Annotated in this window: 16 protein-coding genes; 5 read left to right on the top strand and 11 right to left on the bottom strand. The window is 72.1% G+C overall.

Annotated features, from left to right (window positions below; all coding sequences use genetic code 11):
- Positions 1-51: 51 nt before the first annotated feature.
- Together AB0M80_RS27005 and AB0M80_RS27010 are read left to right on the top strand one after the other, a co-directional pair.
- Positions 52-552, top strand: coding sequence for a DUF3455 domain-containing protein (locus tag AB0M80_RS27005; protein ID WP_364570376.1), 501 nt, complete (start codon positions 52-54; stop codon positions 550-552).
- Between the two features lie 62 nt (positions 553-614).
- Complete coding sequence (locus tag AB0M80_RS27010; protein WP_364570379.1) at positions 615-839, top strand: hypothetical protein; 225 nt, start codon at positions 615-617, stop codon at positions 837-839.
- A 4-nt stretch (positions 840-843) separates the two neighbouring features.
- Here the strand turns inward: AB0M80_RS27010 and smc are convergent, their stop codons facing one another.
- The gene (gene smc / locus AB0M80_RS27015) at positions 844-4,446 is read right to left on the bottom strand and encodes a chromosome segregation protein SMC (protein ID WP_364570382.1); all 3,603 of its coding nucleotides are present in this window, start codon (positions 4,444-4,446) and stop codon (positions 844-846) included.
- 166 nt (positions 4,447-4,612) lie between these two features.
- Positions 4,613-4,900 carry an acylphosphatase gene (locus AB0M80_RS27020; RefSeq protein WP_364570385.1) on the bottom strand — a complete coding sequence of 96 codons (288 nt, stop codon included), beginning with the start codon at positions 4,898-4,900 and terminating at the stop codon, positions 4,613-4,615.
- A gap of 191 nt (positions 4,901-5,091) precedes the next feature.
- Between AB0M80_RS27020 and AB0M80_RS27025 the strand changes: the two genes are divergently transcribed.
- Positions 5,092-5,712 carry a hypothetical protein gene (locus tag AB0M80_RS27025; RefSeq protein ID WP_364570388.1) on the top strand — a complete coding sequence of 207 codons (621 nt, stop codon included), beginning with the start codon at positions 5,092-5,094 and terminating at the stop codon, positions 5,710-5,712.
- An 18-nt stretch (positions 5,713-5,730) separates the two neighbouring features.
- Here the strand turns inward: AB0M80_RS27025 and AB0M80_RS27030 are convergent, their stop codons facing one another.
- The 7 genes from AB0M80_RS27030 to kdpF are packed head-to-tail and all read right to left on the bottom strand — an operon-like array spanning position 5,731 to position 13,685.
- A complete protein-coding gene (locus tag AB0M80_RS27030; RefSeq protein WP_364570391.1) occupies positions 5,731-5,997 on the bottom strand; it encodes a hypothetical protein in 267 nt (88 codons plus the stop codon).
- 30 nt (positions 5,998-6,027) lie between these two features.
- The gene (locus AB0M80_RS27035) at positions 6,028-6,726 is read right to left on the bottom strand and encodes a response regulator (RefSeq protein ID WP_364570394.1); all 699 of its coding nucleotides are present in this window, start codon (positions 6,724-6,726) and stop codon (positions 6,028-6,030) included.
- On the bottom strand, positions 6,723-9,278 hold the full coding sequence (locus tag AB0M80_RS27040) for a DUF4118 domain-containing protein (protein ID WP_364570397.1): 2,556 nt from the start codon (positions 9,276-9,278) through the stop codon (positions 6,723-6,725). Before AB0M80_RS27040 ends, AB0M80_RS27035 begins: the two co-directional genes overlap by 4 nt.
- 4 nt (positions 9,279-9,282) lie before the next feature.
- Complete coding sequence (locus tag AB0M80_RS27045; protein WP_364570399.1) at positions 9,283-9,873, bottom strand: potassium-transporting ATPase subunit C; 591 nt, start codon at positions 9,871-9,873, stop codon at positions 9,283-9,285.
- A gap of 4 nt (positions 9,874-9,877) precedes the next feature.
- Positions 9,878-11,926, bottom strand: a complete 2,049-nt coding sequence (gene kdpB / locus AB0M80_RS27050) for a potassium-transporting ATPase subunit KdpB (RefSeq protein WP_364570402.1) — start codon at positions 11,924-11,926, stop codon at positions 9,878-9,880.
- Positions 11,923-13,584, bottom strand: a complete 1,662-nt coding sequence (gene kdpA, locus AB0M80_RS27055; protein WP_364570404.1) for a potassium-transporting ATPase subunit KdpA — start codon at positions 13,582-13,584, stop codon at positions 11,923-11,925. The genes kdpB and kdpA overlap by 4 nt, the downstream gene beginning before the upstream one ends.
- Positions 13,584-13,685 carry a K(+)-transporting ATPase subunit F gene (gene kdpF, locus AB0M80_RS27060; protein WP_364570407.1) on the bottom strand — a complete coding sequence of 34 codons (102 nt, stop codon included), beginning with the start codon at positions 13,683-13,685 and terminating at the stop codon, positions 13,584-13,586. Before kdpF ends, kdpA begins: the two co-directional genes overlap by 1 nt.
- Positions 13,686-14,087: 402 nt before the next feature.
- Here kdpF and asnB point away from each other — a divergent pair, with 402 nt between their 5' ends.
- Entirely contained in the window at positions 14,088-15,929 is a 1,842-nt protein-coding gene (gene asnB, locus AB0M80_RS27065; RefSeq protein WP_364570410.1) for an asparagine synthase (glutamine-hydrolyzing), read from the top strand.
- Between the two features lie 31 nt (positions 15,930-15,960).
- Here asnB and AB0M80_RS27070 read toward each other — a convergent pair whose 3' ends face one another.
- Positions 15,961-16,815: a LysR family transcriptional regulator gene (locus tag AB0M80_RS27070; RefSeq protein ID WP_364570413.1), complete on the bottom strand. Its 855-nt coding sequence runs from the start codon at positions 16,813-16,815 to the stop codon at positions 15,961-15,963.
- A gap of 70 nt (positions 16,816-16,885) precedes the next feature.
- Between AB0M80_RS27070 and AB0M80_RS27075 the strand changes: the two genes are divergently transcribed.
- Positions 16,886-17,218 carry a nuclear transport factor 2 family protein gene (locus AB0M80_RS27075; RefSeq protein WP_364570416.1) on the top strand — a complete coding sequence of 111 codons (333 nt, stop codon included), beginning with the start codon at positions 16,886-16,888 and terminating at the stop codon, positions 17,216-17,218.
- Here AB0M80_RS27075 and AB0M80_RS27080 read toward each other — a convergent pair.
- Complete coding sequence (locus AB0M80_RS27080; protein WP_364570419.1) at positions 17,208-17,684, bottom strand: GNAT family N-acetyltransferase; 477 nt, start codon at positions 17,682-17,684, stop codon at positions 17,208-17,210. The two genes, AB0M80_RS27075 and AB0M80_RS27080, sit on opposite strands and share 11 nt — an antisense overlap.
- Between the last annotated feature and the right edge of the window lie 106 nt (positions 17,685-17,790).

Here is a 17,790-nt window from a genome sequence, read left to right on the forward strand (position 1 = left end):
GTTTGCGGGAGCCCGCCGAGAAGCGGCGGGAGGATTTCGAAGGTGGATCTCATGAAGCGGATGACGGTGGCGCTCGCGGTGGGCGCACTGGTGCTCGGCGGCGCGGCGACGGCTTCGGCCTCCCCGGCGGGCCCGAAGGTGCCGGACACGATCAAGGTCCCGGCGGGCAACCGGCCGGTCGCCACCTACCCCGCGGAGGGCGTGCAGATCTACGGGTGCACCAACGGCGCGTGGGCGCTGCTCCAGCCCGCGGCGGTGCTCTCCCGGCACGGGAAGCCGGTGGCCCTGCACAGCAAGGGTCCGGTGTGGACGTCCATTGTGGACGGCAGCACGGTCGGCGCGGCGGCGGCGGCTTCGTCGCCGCGGACGGACGCGATCCCCGAGCTGCTGCTCAAGGCGAACCTGAACACCGGGGACGGGATCTTCGGCGAGGTGACCTACATCCAGCGCCTGAACACCCGCGGCGGCGTGGCCCCGGCCGGGACCTGCGTGGCCGGGGCGCAGACCGCGGTCCGGTACTCGGCGGACTACGCCTTCTGGGTGGCGGAGTAGCAAGCACGTGCCCATCCCCCGTGCTGCCGCCGTAGCCTGACCTCGGGAGCACGGGGGTTCGCATGGGGTTCTTCATCGGTATCGGCGTGGTGCTCGCCGTGGTACTCGTCGTCGCGCTGGTCGTGGACCGGTCCGACCGCGGACGCGGGGTCAAGCACGGCATGCTCCGGCCCCGCGGCCGACGGCCACAGATGGGCGACGTCGGCCACATCGGCAACGACCTGAGCACCTACGAGCCCCGCGTGCGGCCGGAAGACCGCCGCGCGCCGCGCGAAGACGAGATGTGACGCCTCAGCCGACCGCGACCGGTTCGTCCTCGGCGGTGCGGAGGCGCTGCGAGATCACCTTGGTGATGCCGTCGCCCTGCATGCTCACGCCGTAGAGCGCGTCGGCGATCTCCATGGTCGGCTTCTGGTGGGTGATGATGATCAGCTGCGACGAGTCGCGCAGCTGCTCCAGCAGCCCGATCAGCCGGCGCATGTTGGTGTCGTCGAGCGCCGCCTCGACCTCGTCCATGACGTAGAACGGTGACGGCCGGGCGCGGAAGATCGCGACCAGCATGCCCACCGCGACCAGCGACTTCTCGCCACCGGACAGCAGCGACAGGCGCTTCACCTTCTTGCCCGGCGGGCGGGCTTCGACGTCGACGCCGGTGCTCAGCAGGTCGTCCGGCTGGGTGAGCACCATCCGGCCTTCGCCGCCGGGGAAGAGCACGCTGAAGACCGTCTCGAACTCGCGGGCCACGTCCGCGTAGGCCCCGGCGAAGACCTCGAGGATCTTCTCGTCGACCTGCTTGATCACCGACTCGAGGTCCTTGCGGGTGTCCTTGAGGTCTTCCAGCTGCGTGGAGAGGAACTTGTACCGCTCCTCCAGCGCCGCGAACTCCTCCAGGGCCAGCGGATTCACCTTGCCCAGCAGGGAAAGGTCCTTCTCGGCGCGCTTGGCGCGGCGGGCCTGGGTGTCGCGGTCGTAGGGCATCGGGGGCGGCGGGGTGACGTCTTCGCCGCGCGCCTTGGCCGCCTCGTACTCGGCCATTTCGCCCGCGCTGGGCGGGACCGGGACGTCCGGGCCGTACTCGCGGACGAGGTCCTCGAGGCCGATGCCGAAGTCCTCGGCGATCTTGGCTTCCAAGGTCTCCAGCCGCAGCCGCTGCTCGGCGCGCAGCACCTCGTCGCGGTGCACGGCGTCGGTCAGCTTCTCCAGCTCGCCGGTGAGCTCGCGGACCTTGGCGCGGACGCCGGTCAATGCCTGCTCGCGGCTCTGGCGGCGGGCCTGGACCTGGTCGCGTTCGGCGGCGGCGCGCTGCACCGAGTGCTCGATGCGCTCCAGCGCGAGCTCGCCGGCGTCGACGACGGCGTCGGCGATCTCGGCGCCGCGCTTGCGGGCCGCGGCGGCGCGCTCGGCGCGCTCGCGGGCCTGCTGCTCGGCGTGCGCGGCGCGGCGGAGGCCTTCGGCCTTGCCGGCGATGCTGCGCGCGCGTTCCTCGGCGGTGCGCTGCGCGAGCCGCGCTTCCATTTCTTCCTGCCGGACGACAGCCAGCTCTTCGACGGCCTGGTCGCGCTCGGCGGTGTCCGGGTCGTCCTCGACGGGCTGCTCGGCGACGGCGGCGAGCCGTTCCTCCAGCTCGGCGAGCTGGGCCAGCGCCTGCACGCGGCTCTGCTCGACCTTCGCGCGCTGCCCGGTGAGCCGCTCGACCTCGGCCTGCGCCTGCCGGGCCGCCTGCTGCAGCCGGCTGAGCCGCTCCGACGACCGCGCCTTGCGGACCTTGGCCTCGCCCAGGGCGTCCTTGGCCTGCGAGACCTCTTCGCGCCGCGCCTGCTGCTCGGCACGGGCGCCCTCCAGCTCGGCCGCGTACTGCTCCAGCTGGCGTTCGGCCGTGCGCAGCCGCGCCCCGGCTTCGTCGACGGCGGCCTGGACCTCGATCACGCTCTCGCGCTTGCCGGAACCGCCGATCGCCCAGCGGGCGCCGAAGACGTCGCCCTCGACGGTGACCGCCCGGACGTCCGGGTGCGCGGCCACCAGGTGCCGCGCCGACTCGAGGTCGCGGACCAGGGCCAGCTTGTCGAGGGCCTGTTCGACGGCGGCCCGCAGCTGCGCCGGCGCCGCGACGACCTCACGCGCCCACCGCGCGCCGTCCGGCAGCGACGGCCACGAGGAGGTGTCCACAGTGGACTCCGGACCGCCGAGCAGGATGCCTGCCCGGCCGGAATCGGTGTCCTTCAGATACTTCAGCGCGCGCAAGGCGTCTTCGCCGCCCGAGACGGCGACCGCGTCCGCCACCGGGCCGAGCGCCGCCGCCAGCGCGACTTCGTGCCCCGGCTCGACGGTCAGCAGCGCGGCGACCGAGCCGAGCAGGCCCGGCAGCTCGTGGGACGCGCCGAGCAGCGCGCCCGCGCCGTCCTTGCGCCGCAGGCCCATCGACAGCGCTTCGACGCGGGCCTTTTCGGAAGCGATCTCGCGCTCGGCGGCGCGTTCGGCCTTGACCAGCTCTTCGACGCGTGCCTTGGCGGCGTTGTTGGCCTCGACCGCACGGTCGTGGCGGTCCATCAGCCCCGAGTCGTCGGACTCCTCGACACCGCCCTCGGCCTTGGCGATCTCGAGTTCCTCGACGGCGAGCTCGGCCCGCTCGGCGGACTCCTCGATCGAGACGCTGAGGCGGTCGATCTCGTCGGAGGTGGCGCCGTTCTTGCTGCGCAGCGCCTCGACCTGGCCGGTCAGCTTGGCCATGCCCTCGCGCCGGTCGGCGATGGCGCGGACGGCGGCCCAGTGCGCCCGCTCGGCGGCCTGGACGCGCTGTTCGAGGTCCTCGCGCCGCAGCACGGTCTGGGCGAGCAGCTCCCGGGCCTCCATGACGGCCTCGTTGAGCTCCTCTTCCTGCTCGGCGACGCGCTCGGCCTCTTCGAGCAGCTCCTCCGGATCGCGGCCGCCGGTGTTCGTCGAGACGTCGGCGGAGAGGTGCCGCTGCCGCTCGATCGCGACGCGGACGGTGCCGCGCAGCCGCTCGGCCAGCGCCGACAGCTTGTACCAGGTCTCCTGGGCGCTCTGCAGCAGCGGCGCGTCCTCGGCCAGCGAGGCTTCCAGCTCGGTCTCCTCGGCGGAGACGATCTCCAGGTGCTGCTCGACCTCGGCGCGGCGCTGGCGGGCGGTGCGCTCGTCGGCCTCTTCGCGCGCGATCGCGTCGCGCTGGGTCACCAGGTCGTCGGCGAGCAGCCGCAGCCGGGAGTCGCGCAGCTCGGACTGCACCGACTGGGCCTTGCGGGCGATCTCGGCCTGCTTGCCCAGCGGCTTGAGCTGGCGGCGCAGCTCGGTGGTGAGGTCGCCGAGCCGGTCGAGGTTGCCCTGCATGTTGGCCAGCTTGCGCAGGGTCTGTTCCTTGCGCTTGCGGTGCTTGAGGACGCCGGCGGCCTCTTCGATGAAGGCGCGGCGCTCTTCGGGCTTGGACTCGAGGATCGCCGACAGCTGGCCCTGCCCGACGATGACGTGCATCTCGCGGCCGATGCCGGAGTCCGACAGCAGTTCCTGGACGTCCATCAGGCGGCAGCGGTCGCCGTTGATCTCGTACTCGCTCGCGCCGTCGCGGAACATCCGGCGGGTGATCGAGACCTCGGAGTACTCGATGGGGAGTGCGCCGTCGGCGTTGTCGATGGTGAGGGTGACCTCGGCGCGGCCGAGCGGGGCGCGGCCCGCGGTGCCGGCGAAGATGACGTCCTCCATCTTGCCGCCGCGCAGGTCCTTGGCGCCCTGGGTGCCCATGACCCAGCGCAGCGCGTCCAGCACGTTCGACTTGCCGGAGCCGTTCGGCCCGACCACGCAGGTGATCCCCGGTTCGAAGCGCAGCGTGGTGGCCGAGGCGAAGGACTTGAAGCCCTTGAGCGTCAGGCTTTTCAGGTGCACGTGGTGCTGACCCCTCTGGCCGCGGGTACTGGCGGTTCAATCGGCCCAGGCTACCTGGGGGCGCCCGCGGACCGCCGGACGCGCCCCCTTCTCGGCGCGGCTAGCACACCCGGGCGGGCCCCAGCAACATCACGAGCCACACCGGCCCCGGAAGGACCAAGGTGCGCTACCGCTCGACGAAGCCGGCGAGTCCCCCTTTCGGGTCGGACCAGCGCTCGGCCACGTGCTCCACACTTCCGGGTGATTCTCCCGACCGCAACGCGGACAACAGCCGCTGACAGTGGTCCCGGCTACCCTCCGCTATGACCTCGACACGGCCGTCGGCGAGGTTGCTCGCGCTCCCGACCAGCCCGAGTTCCAGCGCGCGGCTGCGCGTCCACCAGCGGAAACCGACGCCCTGCACCCGGCCGCGCACCCACGCCGTCAGCCGGGTGTGGGTTTCTTCCTCACTCACGTTGTTCCTCACTTCGGGGTCAACCGACCGCGCACAGTAACTGATCAAGGCCACTACCTGCGCGAATACCCGCACGCCGGTGATAATCTCCCGCCGAGGTCGCTCCCCCGCCGTGGGCGCCGTGCCCCGATCCACGACCTCGCCGTGCTACCTCAAGACCTGCGCCTCCCCGCACTCCCCTAGGAGCCTGTATGCCCCGCCCCGCCGGGTCGGATTCGAGCTCTCGGATCACCAGGATCGACACCGCGCCGCCCAAGAGCAGCAAACCGAACCGCACCGGGTACGTCGTGCTCGGGGTGGCCGGGCTGGTCGTCGCGACCGCGTTCGCCGCCGTGGCCGAGCTCGCCGGGCCGGCCCCCGCCACCACCGCGGGCGGCACGGGCGGCCCCGGCGGCCAAGGCACCATCCCGGCCGGCGTGCAGACGCTGCCGAACACGCCGTCGGCCAGCGGCCCGTCGACGGTCGGCGGGGAGCCGACCAGCCCGAGCCCCACGTCCTCGAGCACGCCGACGACGGTCGTGTCGGTGAGCCCCGACGGCAAGACCACCACGACGGTCGTCACCCAGTCGGCGCCGCCCCCGCCGCGCAGCGACACGGGCGGCAACCCGCCGCCGGTGACACCCTCGAAGCCGACGCCGACGCCCACCCCGACGCCGACCCCCACCCCGACGCCGACCCCCACGCCGTCGCCGACCCCGACCCCGACGTCGACGCCGCCGAGCGGAGGCGGCCCGAGCTCCGGTGGCGCGCCGACGGCCACCACCGGCGGAACGCCCAGCGGCTCGACCGGAAGCCCCACGCACGCTCAGTGAGGCCGTCGAAGGCCACCATCAGGGCGCTGGCTGCCCGGATGGTGGCCTTCGGCTCGGCATCGGGCCGCCGACCTCCCGGTGCCAGCCGCCGCGCACCCGGCGTCCCAGGGTGTCCGCGTAGAAGCCGCCGATGGCCGGGCCGATTCCGATGAGGCCGAAGGTCCAGGGGTTCGCGCTGCCGACGGCGGCCGCGACCCCCACGCCGGCGAAGTACCCGATGGCCACCAGCACCAGCAGGCCGGCGATCTTCGCGCCGGCCGTCCGCTTCTTCCCCAGAGTCGTCATGGACGGCGGTTTACCCCGCAGGGCACGGTGCTAGACCTCGAAGCGGTAGCCCATTCCCGGCTCCGTCAGCAGGTGCCGTGGCCGGGAGGGCTCCCGTTCCAGCTTGCGCCGCAGCTGGGCCAGGTACACCCGCAGATAATGGGACTCCGTTTCGTACGACGGGCCCCACACCTCGTGCAGCAGCTGCTTCTGCGCCACCAGCCGGCCGCGGTTGCGGACCAGCAGCTCCAGCACCCCCCACTCCGTCTTCGTCAGGTGGACTTCCTCGCCGTCGCGGCGGCGGACCCTCTTCGCCGCCAAATCGACGGTGAACGACTCGGTGTCCACCACCGCGTCCGCGTCGTCCGGGCCCGCCACCGCCGAGCGGCGGACCGCCGCCCGCAACCTCGCCAGCAGCTCGTCCATGCCGAACGGCTTCGTCACGTAGTCGTCGGCGCCCGCGTCGAGAGCCTCGACCTTGTCCGCCGAGTCGCCGCGGGCGGACAGCACGATGATCGGGACCGTCGTCCAGCCGCGCAGGCCGGCGATCACCTCGGTGCCGTCGAGGTCGGGCAGCCCGAGGTCGAGCACCACGACGTCGGGCTTGGTTTCGGCGACCGCCTTGAGCGCGGCCGTGCCGTCGTGCGCGGTGATCACCTTGTAGCCGCGGGCGGTCAGGTTGATCCGCAGGGCCCGCACGATCTGCGGCTCGTCGTCCACCACCAGCACGGTGGCTCCCGGGTCGGTCATCGCACCTCCTCGCACTCGACGCTCTCGAACTCGACGCTGTGCGCGGGCAGGGACACCACGACCGTGAGCCCGCCGCCCGGGGTGTCCTCGGCGCGGATCGTGCCGCCCATCGCTTCGGTGAACCCCTTCGCCACCGACAGCCCGAGCCCGATCCCCGGCGTCGTGTCCCGGTCGCCGCCGAGCCGCTGGAACGGCGCGAACGCCGAGTCCGCGGCCCCCTTGCGCAGCCCCTTGCCGTGGTCGACGATCCGCAGTTCGACCTGGCCGGAGTGGGTGCTCGCCCGCGCGGACACCGGGGCCCCGCCGTGCCGCAGGGCGTTGTCCAGCACGTTCGCCACCACCCGTTCCAGCAGGCCGGGGTCGGCCAGTACCGACGGCAGCCGGTCGTCGATCGCCACCTGCACCGCGTCCGAGTCGTCCACTGTGGACAAGGCGTGCGCGACGACCTCGTCGTAGCCGACGGGACGCAGGTGCGGGCGAACCGCGCCGGTCGCCAGCCGCGACGAATCGAGGAGGTTGTCGATCAGCCCGGCGAGCCGGTCGGCGGACAGCTCGATCGCCTCCATCAGCTCCGCGGTGTCCTCTTCGGACAAATCCAGGTCGGCCGCGCGCAGGCTGCCGATCGACGCCTTGATCGACGTCAGCGGCGTCCGCAGGTCGTGCCCGACGGCCGAGAGCAACGTCGTGCGCAGCTCGGTCGCCTCGGCCTTGCGCTCGGCGCGCGCCGCCGCGGCCGCCGTCCGCTGCTGGCGCAGGGCCAGCAGCGCCTGCCCGGCCGCAGCTTCCAGGACCCGCCGGTCGGCCGCGGGCAGCGCCCGCCCGCGCAGGGTCAGGTGCACGTCGGCGGTGACGGCGATATCGGCGTCAGCTTCGTCGGGGTCGGCGCACGGGTGCTCCCCCGCGGCCGCCGCGCAACGCCACTCGCCGTCCTGCTTCTCCAGCAGGGTCACCGACGTCAGCGCGAAGTTCTCGCGGACCTTCTCCAGCAGCCGCTCGATCGGGTTCGCGTGGGTCAGCACGGTCCGGGCGTAGGAGGCCAGCAGCGCCGCCTCGGTCCGCGCTCGCGCCGCCTGCGTGGCCCGGCGCGCGGCCTGGTCGACGACGAGCGCGACGAGGACCGCGACCACGACCATCGCGATCAGCGTCACGAGGTTCTGCGGGGTGTGCACGGTCAGCGTGTACAGCGGCGGGGTGAAGAAGAAGTTGAGCAGCCCGGCGCCGAGCACCGCCGCGACGAGCGCCGGGCCGAGGCCGCCGACCAGCGCCACGACCACGGTGGCCAGCACGTAGGAGATGACGTCGGTGGCGAAGTCGAGCCCGGCCGGGATGAAGAACCCGGCCACGGTGACCAGCACCGGCAGGACGACGCCGAGCACCCAGCCCGCGACCAGCCTCGAGAGACCCAGCGGGCTCGCACCGAGCCGGGCCCGCAGGCGCCCGCCCGCCTCGGCGTGGGTGACCATGTGCACGTCGATCGACCCGGACTGCCGCACGACGCCGGCGCCGATGCCCTCGTCGAACAGCCGCGCCACGCGCGACCGCCGCGAGGTGCCGATCACCAGCTGGGTCGCGTTGACCCCGCGGGCGAAATCCAGCAGGGCGGTCGGCACGTCGTCGCCGACGACGGTGTGGAAGGTCGCGCCGACCTCTTCGGCCAGCGTCCGGCAGCGGGCGATCGCGGCGGGCCCGGGCCCGGCGAGACCGTCGCCGCGCAGGATGTGCACCACCTGCAGCTCGGCGCCGGCGCGGGTGGCGATCCGGCTGGCGCGGCGGATGAGCGTCTCGCTCTCGGCGCCGCCGGTGACGGAGACGACGACGCGTTCGCGCGCCTCCCAGGTGTCGGTGATCCGCTGTTCGGCGCGGTAGCGCTGCAGGGCGACGTCGACCTGGTCGGCCACCCAGAGCAGCGCCAGTTCCCGCAGCGCGGTGAGGTTGCCGGGCCGGAAGTAGTTGCCGAGCGCGGCGTCGATCCGTTCGGCCGGGTAGACGTTGCCGTGGGCGAGCCGCCGCCGCAGGGCCTCGGGGGTGAGGTCGACCAGTTCCAGCTGCTCGGCGCGGCGGACGACCTCGTCGGGCACGGTCTCCTGCTGGGGGACGCCGGTGATCCGCTCGACGACGTCGTTGAGGCTCTGCAGGTGCTGCACGTTGACCGTGGACAGCACGTCGATGCCCGCATCGCGCAGTGTTTCGATGTCCTGCCAGCGCTTGGCGTTGCGCGACCCCGGCACGTTGGTGTGCGCGAGCTCGTCGACCACGGCGACCTCGGGGGCGCGGGCGAGGATGGCGTCGACGTCCATCTCGTCGAACTCGCGGCCGCGGTGCCCGGCGTGCCGCCGCGGGACGATTTCGAGGCCGTCCAGCAGGTCCGCGGTCTTCCGGCGGCCGTGCGTCTCCACCAGGCCGACGACGACGTCGGTGCCGCGGTCGAGGCGGCGCCGCGCTTCGCCGAGCATGGCGAAGGTCTTGCCGACGCCCGGAGCCGCGCCGAGGTAGATCCGCAGTTCACCCCGGCGCGGCTTCCCGGCTTCTTGATCGGACACTGCCGTGGTCACGGTGTCAGTGTGCCCCTCCGGCCGCGGCGCGCACGGCCAAGTTGAGCGGGAGCACATGCACCCCGGGCACCCCGATCCCCGCACCAGAGGTGTTCTGCTCGATGAGCTGGTTCACCCGGTCGAGGGACAGCCCGGTGTTCCGCGCGACCCGCGCGGCCTGAAGGTCCGCGTAGGCCACGCTGATCGCCGGGTCGAGGCCCGAGCCCGACGCCGTCACCGCGTCCGGCGGCACCTCGCCGGGTGACACGCCTTCGCGCCCGGCGATCAACGCCTTGCGCTGTTCGATCGCCTTGACCAGATCTTCGTTGTCCGGGCCCTGGTTGGACGCACCGGACGGCATGCCGGGGCCGGCCGCCGAGGGCCGGGTGTGGAACCACGGGTCGTGCGCGGGATCGGCGGGCACCGGGTCGACGCCGATGAGCGACGACCCGACGGCCTGGCCGTTCCGCGTGACGACCGAGCCTTCGGCGTTCGCCTCCAGACCGGGGATGCGGGCGATGGCCCACACGGCCAGGGGGTAGAGGATTCCGAGCAGGACCGTCATGACGAGCAGGACGCGCAGCCCGGCCCAGGTCTGTTTGACGAGAGTGTTCACTTTTTCACCCGATTCCGGGGATGAGGCGCACGAGCAGGTCGATCAGCCAGATCCCGAGGAAAGGGCTGACGATCCCGCCGAGGCCGTAGACGAGCAGGTTGCGGCGCAGCAGGGCGGACGCCGACGACGGCTTGTACCGCACGCCGCGCAGGGCCAGCGGGATCAGCACGACGATGATCAGCGCGTTGAAGATGACGGCGGAGAGGATCGCCGACTTCGGCGTGGCCAGGTGCATGATGTTCAGTCCGCCCAGCTGGGCGTAGATGCCGGTGAACATCGCGGGCAGGATCGCGAAGTACTTCGCGAGGTCGTTGGCGACGCTGAACGTCGTCAGCGCGCCGCGGGTGATCAGCAGCTGCTTGCCGATCCCGACGATCTCGATCAGCTTCGTCGGGTCGCTGTCGAGGTCGACCATGTTCCCGGCCTCCTTCGCGGCCGACGTGCCGGTGTTCATCGCGACCCCGACGTCGGCCTGCGCGAGGGCGGGGGCGTCGTTGGTGCCGTCGCCGGTCATCGCGACCAGCCGCCCGCCTTCCTGCTCCTGCCTGATGAGCGCCATCTTGTCCTCGGGCTTGGCCTCGGCGAGGTAGTCGTCGACGCCGGCGTCCGCGGCGATGGCCTTCGCGGTGAGCGGGTTGTCGCCGGTGATCATCACCGTCTTGATGCCCATCGAGCGCAGCTCGGCGAAGCGCTCCTTCATGCCCGGTTTGACCACGTCGGACAGCCGGATCACGCCACGCACGACGGTGTCTTCGGCGACGACCAGCGGGGTGCCGCCCTGGGCGCTGATCCCGTCGACGACGCGCTCGGTCTCGCCGGGGAACTCGCCGCCGTGGTCGCGCACCCACGCGCGCACGGCGGACGCGGCGCCCTTGCGGATCCGCCGGCCGCCGAGGTCGATCCCGCTCATCCGGGTCTGCGCGGTGAAGGGGACGAACTCGCCCGGCTCGTCCCGGCCCGCGTGGGCCTGGGTCAGTGCGACGACGCTGCGGCCCTCGGGGGTTTCGTCGGCCAGGCTGGCCAGCCTGGCGGCGCGGGCGAGTTCGTCCGGAGTGGACGAGCCCACCGGGATCAGCTCGGTGGCCCGGCGGTTGCCGAAGGTGATGGTGCCGGTCTTGTCGAGCAGCAGCGTCGAGACGTCGCCCGCGGCTTCCACCGCGCGGCCGCTGGTCGCCAGGACGTTGCGCTGCACCAGACGGTCCATGCCGGCGATGCCGATGGCGCTCAGCAGCGCGCCGATCGTCGTCGGGATCAGGCAGACCAGCAACGCGGTCAGCACGATGACCGACTGCTCGCGGCCGGAGTAGCGGGCCATCGGCTGCAGGGCCACGACGGCGAGCAGGAAGATGATCGTCAGCGTCGAGAGCAGGATGGTCAGCGCGATCTCGTTCGGCGTCTTCTGCCGCGAAGCGCCTTCCACCAAGGCGATCATCCGGTCCACGAAGGACTCGCCGGGCCTGGTGGTGATCTTGACGACGATCCGGTCGCTCAGCACCGTCGTGCCGCCGGTGACGGCGCTGCGGTCGCCGCCGGACTCGCGGATGACCGGGGCCGACTCGCCGGTGATGGCCGACTCGTCGACGGTCGCGATGCCCTCGACGACGTCGCCGTCACCCGGGATCACCTGGCCCGCCTCGACCACGACCAGGTCGCCGATCTTCAGCTCGGCCCCGGGCACCTGTTCTTCTTCGCCGGCTTCGGTGAGCCGGCGGGCGACGGTCTCCTTCTTCGACCGCCGCAGGCTCTCGGCCTGCGCTTTGCCGCGTCCTTCGGCGACGGCCTCGGCGAGGTTCGCGAAGAGGACCGTGACCCACAGCCACCCGGCGATCAGGGTCGTGAACACGCTCGGGTCGGTGACGGCGAAGACGGTGGTGAGCGCGGACCCCGCCCACACCACGAACAGCACCGGGTTGCCGAGCTGGTGCTTCGGGTTCAGTTTCCGCAGCGCCTCCGGCAGCGACGTCCAGAGCCCGCGCGGGCTGAAGACCCCCGCGCCGACCCGGCCCGCGGCTTCGGCGGTCCTCGCCTGCGGTCGTTCGTCGGTGACGGTCATGCGAGTGCCTCCGCGATGGGCCCGAGCGCCAGCGCCGGGATGAACGTGAGGGCCGCGACGAGCACCACCGTGCCGGTGAGCAGGGTGGCGAACAGCGGCCCGGTGGTGGGCAGGGTGCCCGCGGTTTCCGGCACCTTGCGCTGCGCGGCCAGGGAACCGGCCAGGCAGAGCACGGCGAGGATCGGCACGAACCGGCCGAACGCCATGGCGACGGCGAACGACGACTGGAACCAGCCGCTCGTCGCGGTCAGCCCGCCGAACGCGCTGCCGTTGTTGTTGCCGGTCGACGCGTAGCCGTAGAGGATCTCGGACAGCCCGTGCGCGCCGGTGTTGCCCAGCGCACCCGGCGTGCCCGGCAACAGCAGGGCGGTCCCGGAGCCGAGGAGCACGACGGCCGGCATCGCCAGCATCGCGATCGCCGCGCAGGTGACTTCGCGCCGGCCGAGCTTCTTGCCCAGGTACTCCGGCGTGCGCCCGACCATCAGGCCGGCCAGGAACATCGCGATGATCGCCAGCACCAGGATCCCGTAGAGACCGGTGCCGACGCCGCCGGGCGAGATCTCGCCGTAGAGCATGTTCAGCAGCGGGCCGCCGCCGCCGAGGCCGGACAGGCTGTCGTGTGCGCCGTTGACGGCGCCCGTCGACGTCCCGGTGGTGGTGTCGGCGAACAGCGACGTCAGCCCGATGCCGAACCGCTGCTCCTTGCCTTCCATGCTCGCCCCTGCGGCCAGCGCGGCCGGGTTGCTCGCGTGCGCTTCGGAGAACCAGATGAGCGCCAGCGACGCCGCCCACAGCAGACCCATCACGCCGAGCAGGACGTAACCCTGGCGGCGGTGGCCGACGAGGGTGCCGAACGCGCGGGTCAGGCTGACCGGGAGCACCAGGATCAGGAACAGCTGGACGAGGTTGCTCCACGCGTTCGGGTTTTCGAAGGGGTGCGCGGAGTTGGCGTTGAAGACGCCGCCGCCGTTGGTGCCCAGTTCCTTGATCGCCTCCTGGCTCGCCGCCGGGGCGAGCGCGATGGTGCTTCCGCTGCCGTCGGGGCCGGTGACGGCGACGCCCGCCTTCAGGCTCTGCACCACGCCGAGCGCGACCAGGACGAGCGCGAACACGAACGCCATCGGCAGCAGCACGCGGATCGTGCCGCGCGTGAGGTCCACCCAGAAGTTGCCGAGCCGGTCGGTCTTCGCCCGGACGAAGCCCCGCGTCACCGCCATCGCCACGGCCAGGCCGACGCCCGCGGACAGGAAGTTCTGCACGGTCAGCCCGGCCATCTGCACGAAGTGGCCCATCGTCGTCTCGGGGACGTAGGACTGCCAGTTCGTGTTGGTGACGAACGAAACCGCGGTGTTGAACGCGACGCCGGGGCTCACCGGGCCGCGGCCGAGGTCCCACGGCAGGAGCGGTTGCAGCCGCTGCAGCAGGTAGAGCAGGACGACCGAGACGAACGAGAAACCGAGCACGCCCGCGGCGTAGGTCGGCCACCGCTGCTCGGCGTCCGGGTTGACGCGGAAGAGCCGGTAGAGGCCCTTCTCGAGCTTGAAGTGCTTCTCGGCGGAGAAGACGCGCGCCAGGTAGTCGCCGAGCGGTCGGTAGACCGCGGCGAGGGCGGCGAGGAGCAGGCCGAGCTGGATGAGCCCGGCCGTGGTGTCGGACATCAGAATTTCTCCGGCCTGATCAGCGCGACGAAGAGGTACCCGAGCAGACCCAGCGCCACCAGCCCGCCGACGACGTTGGCCACGGTTCCGGCGCCGCTCACAGCTTTTCCAGCCCGCGCAGCGCCAGCGCGAGCACCACGAACACGCCGATCAGCAGGACGGCGTAGAGCAAGTCGGCCACAGGCACCTCTCACGACGGGTCACCGGGTTCGGTGACCGGACGTCGTTCACTCTGCGGTCACGAGCGGCGGTTCCGGCCGGGGCTGACGGCTCCTTGACGCGTTCCCGACCGCCGTTTACGCCGTCTTGACGGCCGGTGGCGACGGTCACGCAAGCGTTTGCCCGGTTCTCACCGTATGCAGTTGGTCAGTGACGCGCGACACAACGTGTGACCGAACAAGTGCGGAAAGCGCAATTCGGGCAGACAAGATCTTCGGGTCGTGTTACACCTGTGTTACCGATAGTTGTATCAGCTAAGCAAATCTTGGGAGAGGGGTTTCCCCATGTGCGGTATCGCCGGCTGGGTTTCCTACGACGCCGACCTCACCCGCCGTCAGGACGTGGTCGACGCCATGACGGGGACCATGGCCTGCCGCGGGCCGGACGACGAGGGCACCTGGGTGCGCCGCCACGTCGCCCTCGGCCACCGGCGGCTGGCGATCATCGACCTGCCCGGCGGCCGTCAGCCGATGGCGGTCCACACGCCGAACGGCGACGTCGCGATGGTCTACAGCGGTGAGGCGTACAACTTCACCGAGCTGAAGGAAGAGCTGACCAAGCTGGGCCACACCTGGGAAACCGACAGCGACACCGAAGTGGTGCTGCACGGCTACCTGCAGTGGGGCGACGAGGTCGTCGACCACCTCAACGGCATGTACGCCTTCGCGATCTGGGACGAGCGCGGCGACCGGCTCGTCATGATCCGCGACCGGATGGGCATCAAGCCGTTCTACTACTACCCGACGGCCGACGGCGTCCTGTTCGGCTCGGAGCCGAAGGCGATCCTCGCCAACCCGCTGGCGAAGAAGGTCGTCGACACCGACGGCCTGCGCGAGCTGATGGCGTTCACTAAGCGGCCCGGCTGGTCGCTGTGGAAGGGGATGGAGGAGGTCCGGCCGGGCACCATCGTCACCGTCTCGCGCGAGGGCGTCCGCACCCGCACGTACTGGAAGCTGGACGCCAAGCAGCACACCGACGACCAGGAGACCACGGTCGCCCGCGTCCGCGAGCTGATGACCGACATCGTCAACCGGCAGCTCGTCGCCGACGTCCCCCGCTGCGTCCTGCTCTCGGGCGGGCTCGACTCGAGCGCCGTGACCGGGCTCGCGGCCGCACGGTTGGCCGAGCAGGGCGAACAGCTGCGGACGTTCTCCGTCGACTTCTTCGGCCAGGAGGAGAACTTCAAGCCGGACGAGATGCGCGACACCGCGGACTCGCCGTTCGTCCGGGACGTCGCTTCGCTCGTGGGCTCCGCGCACCAGGACGTCGTGCTGAACCCGGGCGAGCTGACCGACCCCGAGGTGCGGCGCGCGGTGCTGCGGGCGCGGGACATCCCGGCCGGGCTCGGCGACATGGACACGTCGCTGTACCTGCTGTTCAAGGCGATCCGCGGCGAGTCGACGGTGGCGCTGTCGGGCGAGTCGGCCGACGAGGTGTTCGGCGGCTACCGCTGGTTCTTCGACGAGACCGCGGTCAACGCGGACATGTTCCCGTGGATCGCCTTCCGCAGCGCGATGATGACCGACCGGACGTCGATCTACACCCCCGAGCTGATGGGGAAGATGGATCTGGAGTCCTACGTCCGCGACCAGTACCGCTCGGCGGTCGCCGAGGTCGAGCACCTCGACGGCGAGTCCGCGCAGGAGGCCCGGATGCGGACGATCTGCCACCTGCACCTGACCCGGTTCGTGCGGATGCTGCTCGACCGCAAGGACCGCGCGTCGATGGCGGTGGGCCTGGAGGTCCGGGTGCCGTTCTGCGACCACCGGCTGGTCGAGTACGTGTACAACACGCCGTGGTCGCTGAAGACGTTCGACGGCCGGGAGAAGAGCCTGCTGCGGCACGCCACTTCGCACGTCCTGCCGGAGTCGGTGGCTCGGCGGGTGAAGAGCCCGTACCCGTCGACGCAGGACCCGGGCTACGCGGCAGCGCTGCAGCAGCAGGCCAAGGAGGTGCTGGCCGAGCCGGGGCACCAGGTGTTCGGGCTGGTCGACCGGTCCTGGGCGCACCGGGTGTCCGAAGTGGACCCGGCGACCATGGACCCGGCGTCCCGGATCGGCCTGGACCGGCTGCTCGACTTGTACCACTGGATCGAGATGTACTCCCCGGAGCTGCAGCTCGACTGAGTCATGGCGTGCGGGTGTGATTGCGTACGGGTCATCGCGGGCGCGTGGCCGTCCGGACGAAGGCGGCCACGCGCGGCGATCGGGACGTCGCCGGCCAGGCCACGTGCAACCGCACCCCGCTGAGCCCCTCGATCTCGCGGTAGACGACGCCTTCGCGGGGGTAGCGGTGGGCCACCGACCGCGGCAGGAACGTCACCGCCTGCCCGAGTTCGACCCAGCGCAGCGCCTCGGCGAGGTCCTTCGCCGCCGGGCCGGCGGTGACAGGCGGCGGCTCGGCCAGCCGGGCGAGGGTTCCGGGGTCACGGGCGCGGTAGTAGGCGTCGAGACGCTCGTCCACGCCCGGCCACGCGACCGCCGGGCGGGCGAGGACTTCGGCCAGCGTCGCCGCTTCGCGGCCGCACGGCTGGGCGGCGACGCGCGGCTCGGCGTGGACCTGCTCGACATCCAGCCCGGTGCGGTCGAACGGCGCCGGGACCAGCGCGACGTCCCCGCGACCGTCGCGGAGCATGCGGGCCGCCTCGTCACCGGTCGTCGCGAAGAGCAAGTCCGCGGGTTCGCCCAAGGCCGCGAGGATGCCGGGCAGGAGCCCGAGATCACCGTCCGGTTTGGACACGACGACCAGGCGGCCCGCTCGTTGCGCCCGGCGCCGGGCGGCCTCCGCGGCCTCGAGGGCGGTGCGGGCATCGGGCAGCATCGCCGCGCCGGCCGGGGTCAGCGCGACGCTGCGAGTGGTGCGGTCGAGCAGCGGCACGCCGAGTTCGCGTTCGAGCGCACCCACCGCGCGCGACAGGGACGGCTGGGTGCGGCCGAGCCGTTCGGCGGCCCGCCCGAAGTGGAGTTCCTCGGCGACCGCGACGAACGCCGCCAGCCGGAGCAGGTCATTCATACGTGTTCAGCATAAGTGGTGCCGTCCAGCGCATTTCCGTTCCGCTTCCGGCGCTGGTTGCCTGGGCACCATGACCAACATCGACGTCATCCGCCGCTACCTGGCCGCGTTCAACCGGGGCGACCTCGAAGCGTTCGACGAGCTGATCGACCCGGACTACGTCAACCACAGCCCGAGCCTGCCGGACCTGCCGCGCGGTCCCGCAGGGCTCAAGCCGATCGTCGAGGACCTGCGGCGGCAGGCACCCGGCTTGCGGTTCGAGGAGGTCCACCTGCTGGCGGACGGCGACTTCGTCGCGGCGCACCTGCTGGTCCACGGCTTCGGGCCGGAACCCGCACGGCAGATGCAGATCGAACGCCTCCGGGACGGCCGGATCGTCGAGCACTGGCGGGTCACGGCCTGAGCGGCACCACGGCGGCCACCTCGTCCCCGTCCGCGGTGAGCGCCGCACCGATCCCGCCCAGCAGCGACCGGGCGCCGTGGTTGCCCGCGGTCGTCGAGGCGACGAACCGCGCCGCGCCGCTCGCCCGGGCCTCGGCCAGCAGCAAGGCCGTCACCTGCTTGCCGATTCCGCGGCCTCGCACGGCGCGGCTCAGCCAGATGCCCGCCTCCACCGCGTCGCCGTGTGGTTCCAGCCGAGCCGCGCCGACCGCCGCGCCGTCGACGTCGATCACCCACGTGCGTTCCACCGCCGTCGCGGGGTCCAGCGATCGGGCGCGGTGGAACGCCAGGAACGCCTCGCGGCACGCGGGCGTCCAGCCGGGCGGGCCGTCGACCGGGGGCATGACCTCCAGGGGATCGGCTCCGGCTTCGGCGGCTTCGAGCAGCCGTGCCAAGGCGGGCTCGTCCAACGGCGTCAGGCTCGTCACGCCGGCAGTTTCGCGTCCGGTCGCGTGCGGCGCGAGCGCTTTTTGCCCAGCGCACACAGGGAGCGGCGGTCCGCGGCCGCCACCCTGGTGGAACGCGCGGTCCGCC

Source organism: Amycolatopsis sp. NPDC051045, from assembly GCF_040682955.1.
Classification (GTDB): Bacteria; Actinomycetota; Actinomycetes; order Mycobacteriales; family Pseudonocardiaceae; genus Amycolatopsis.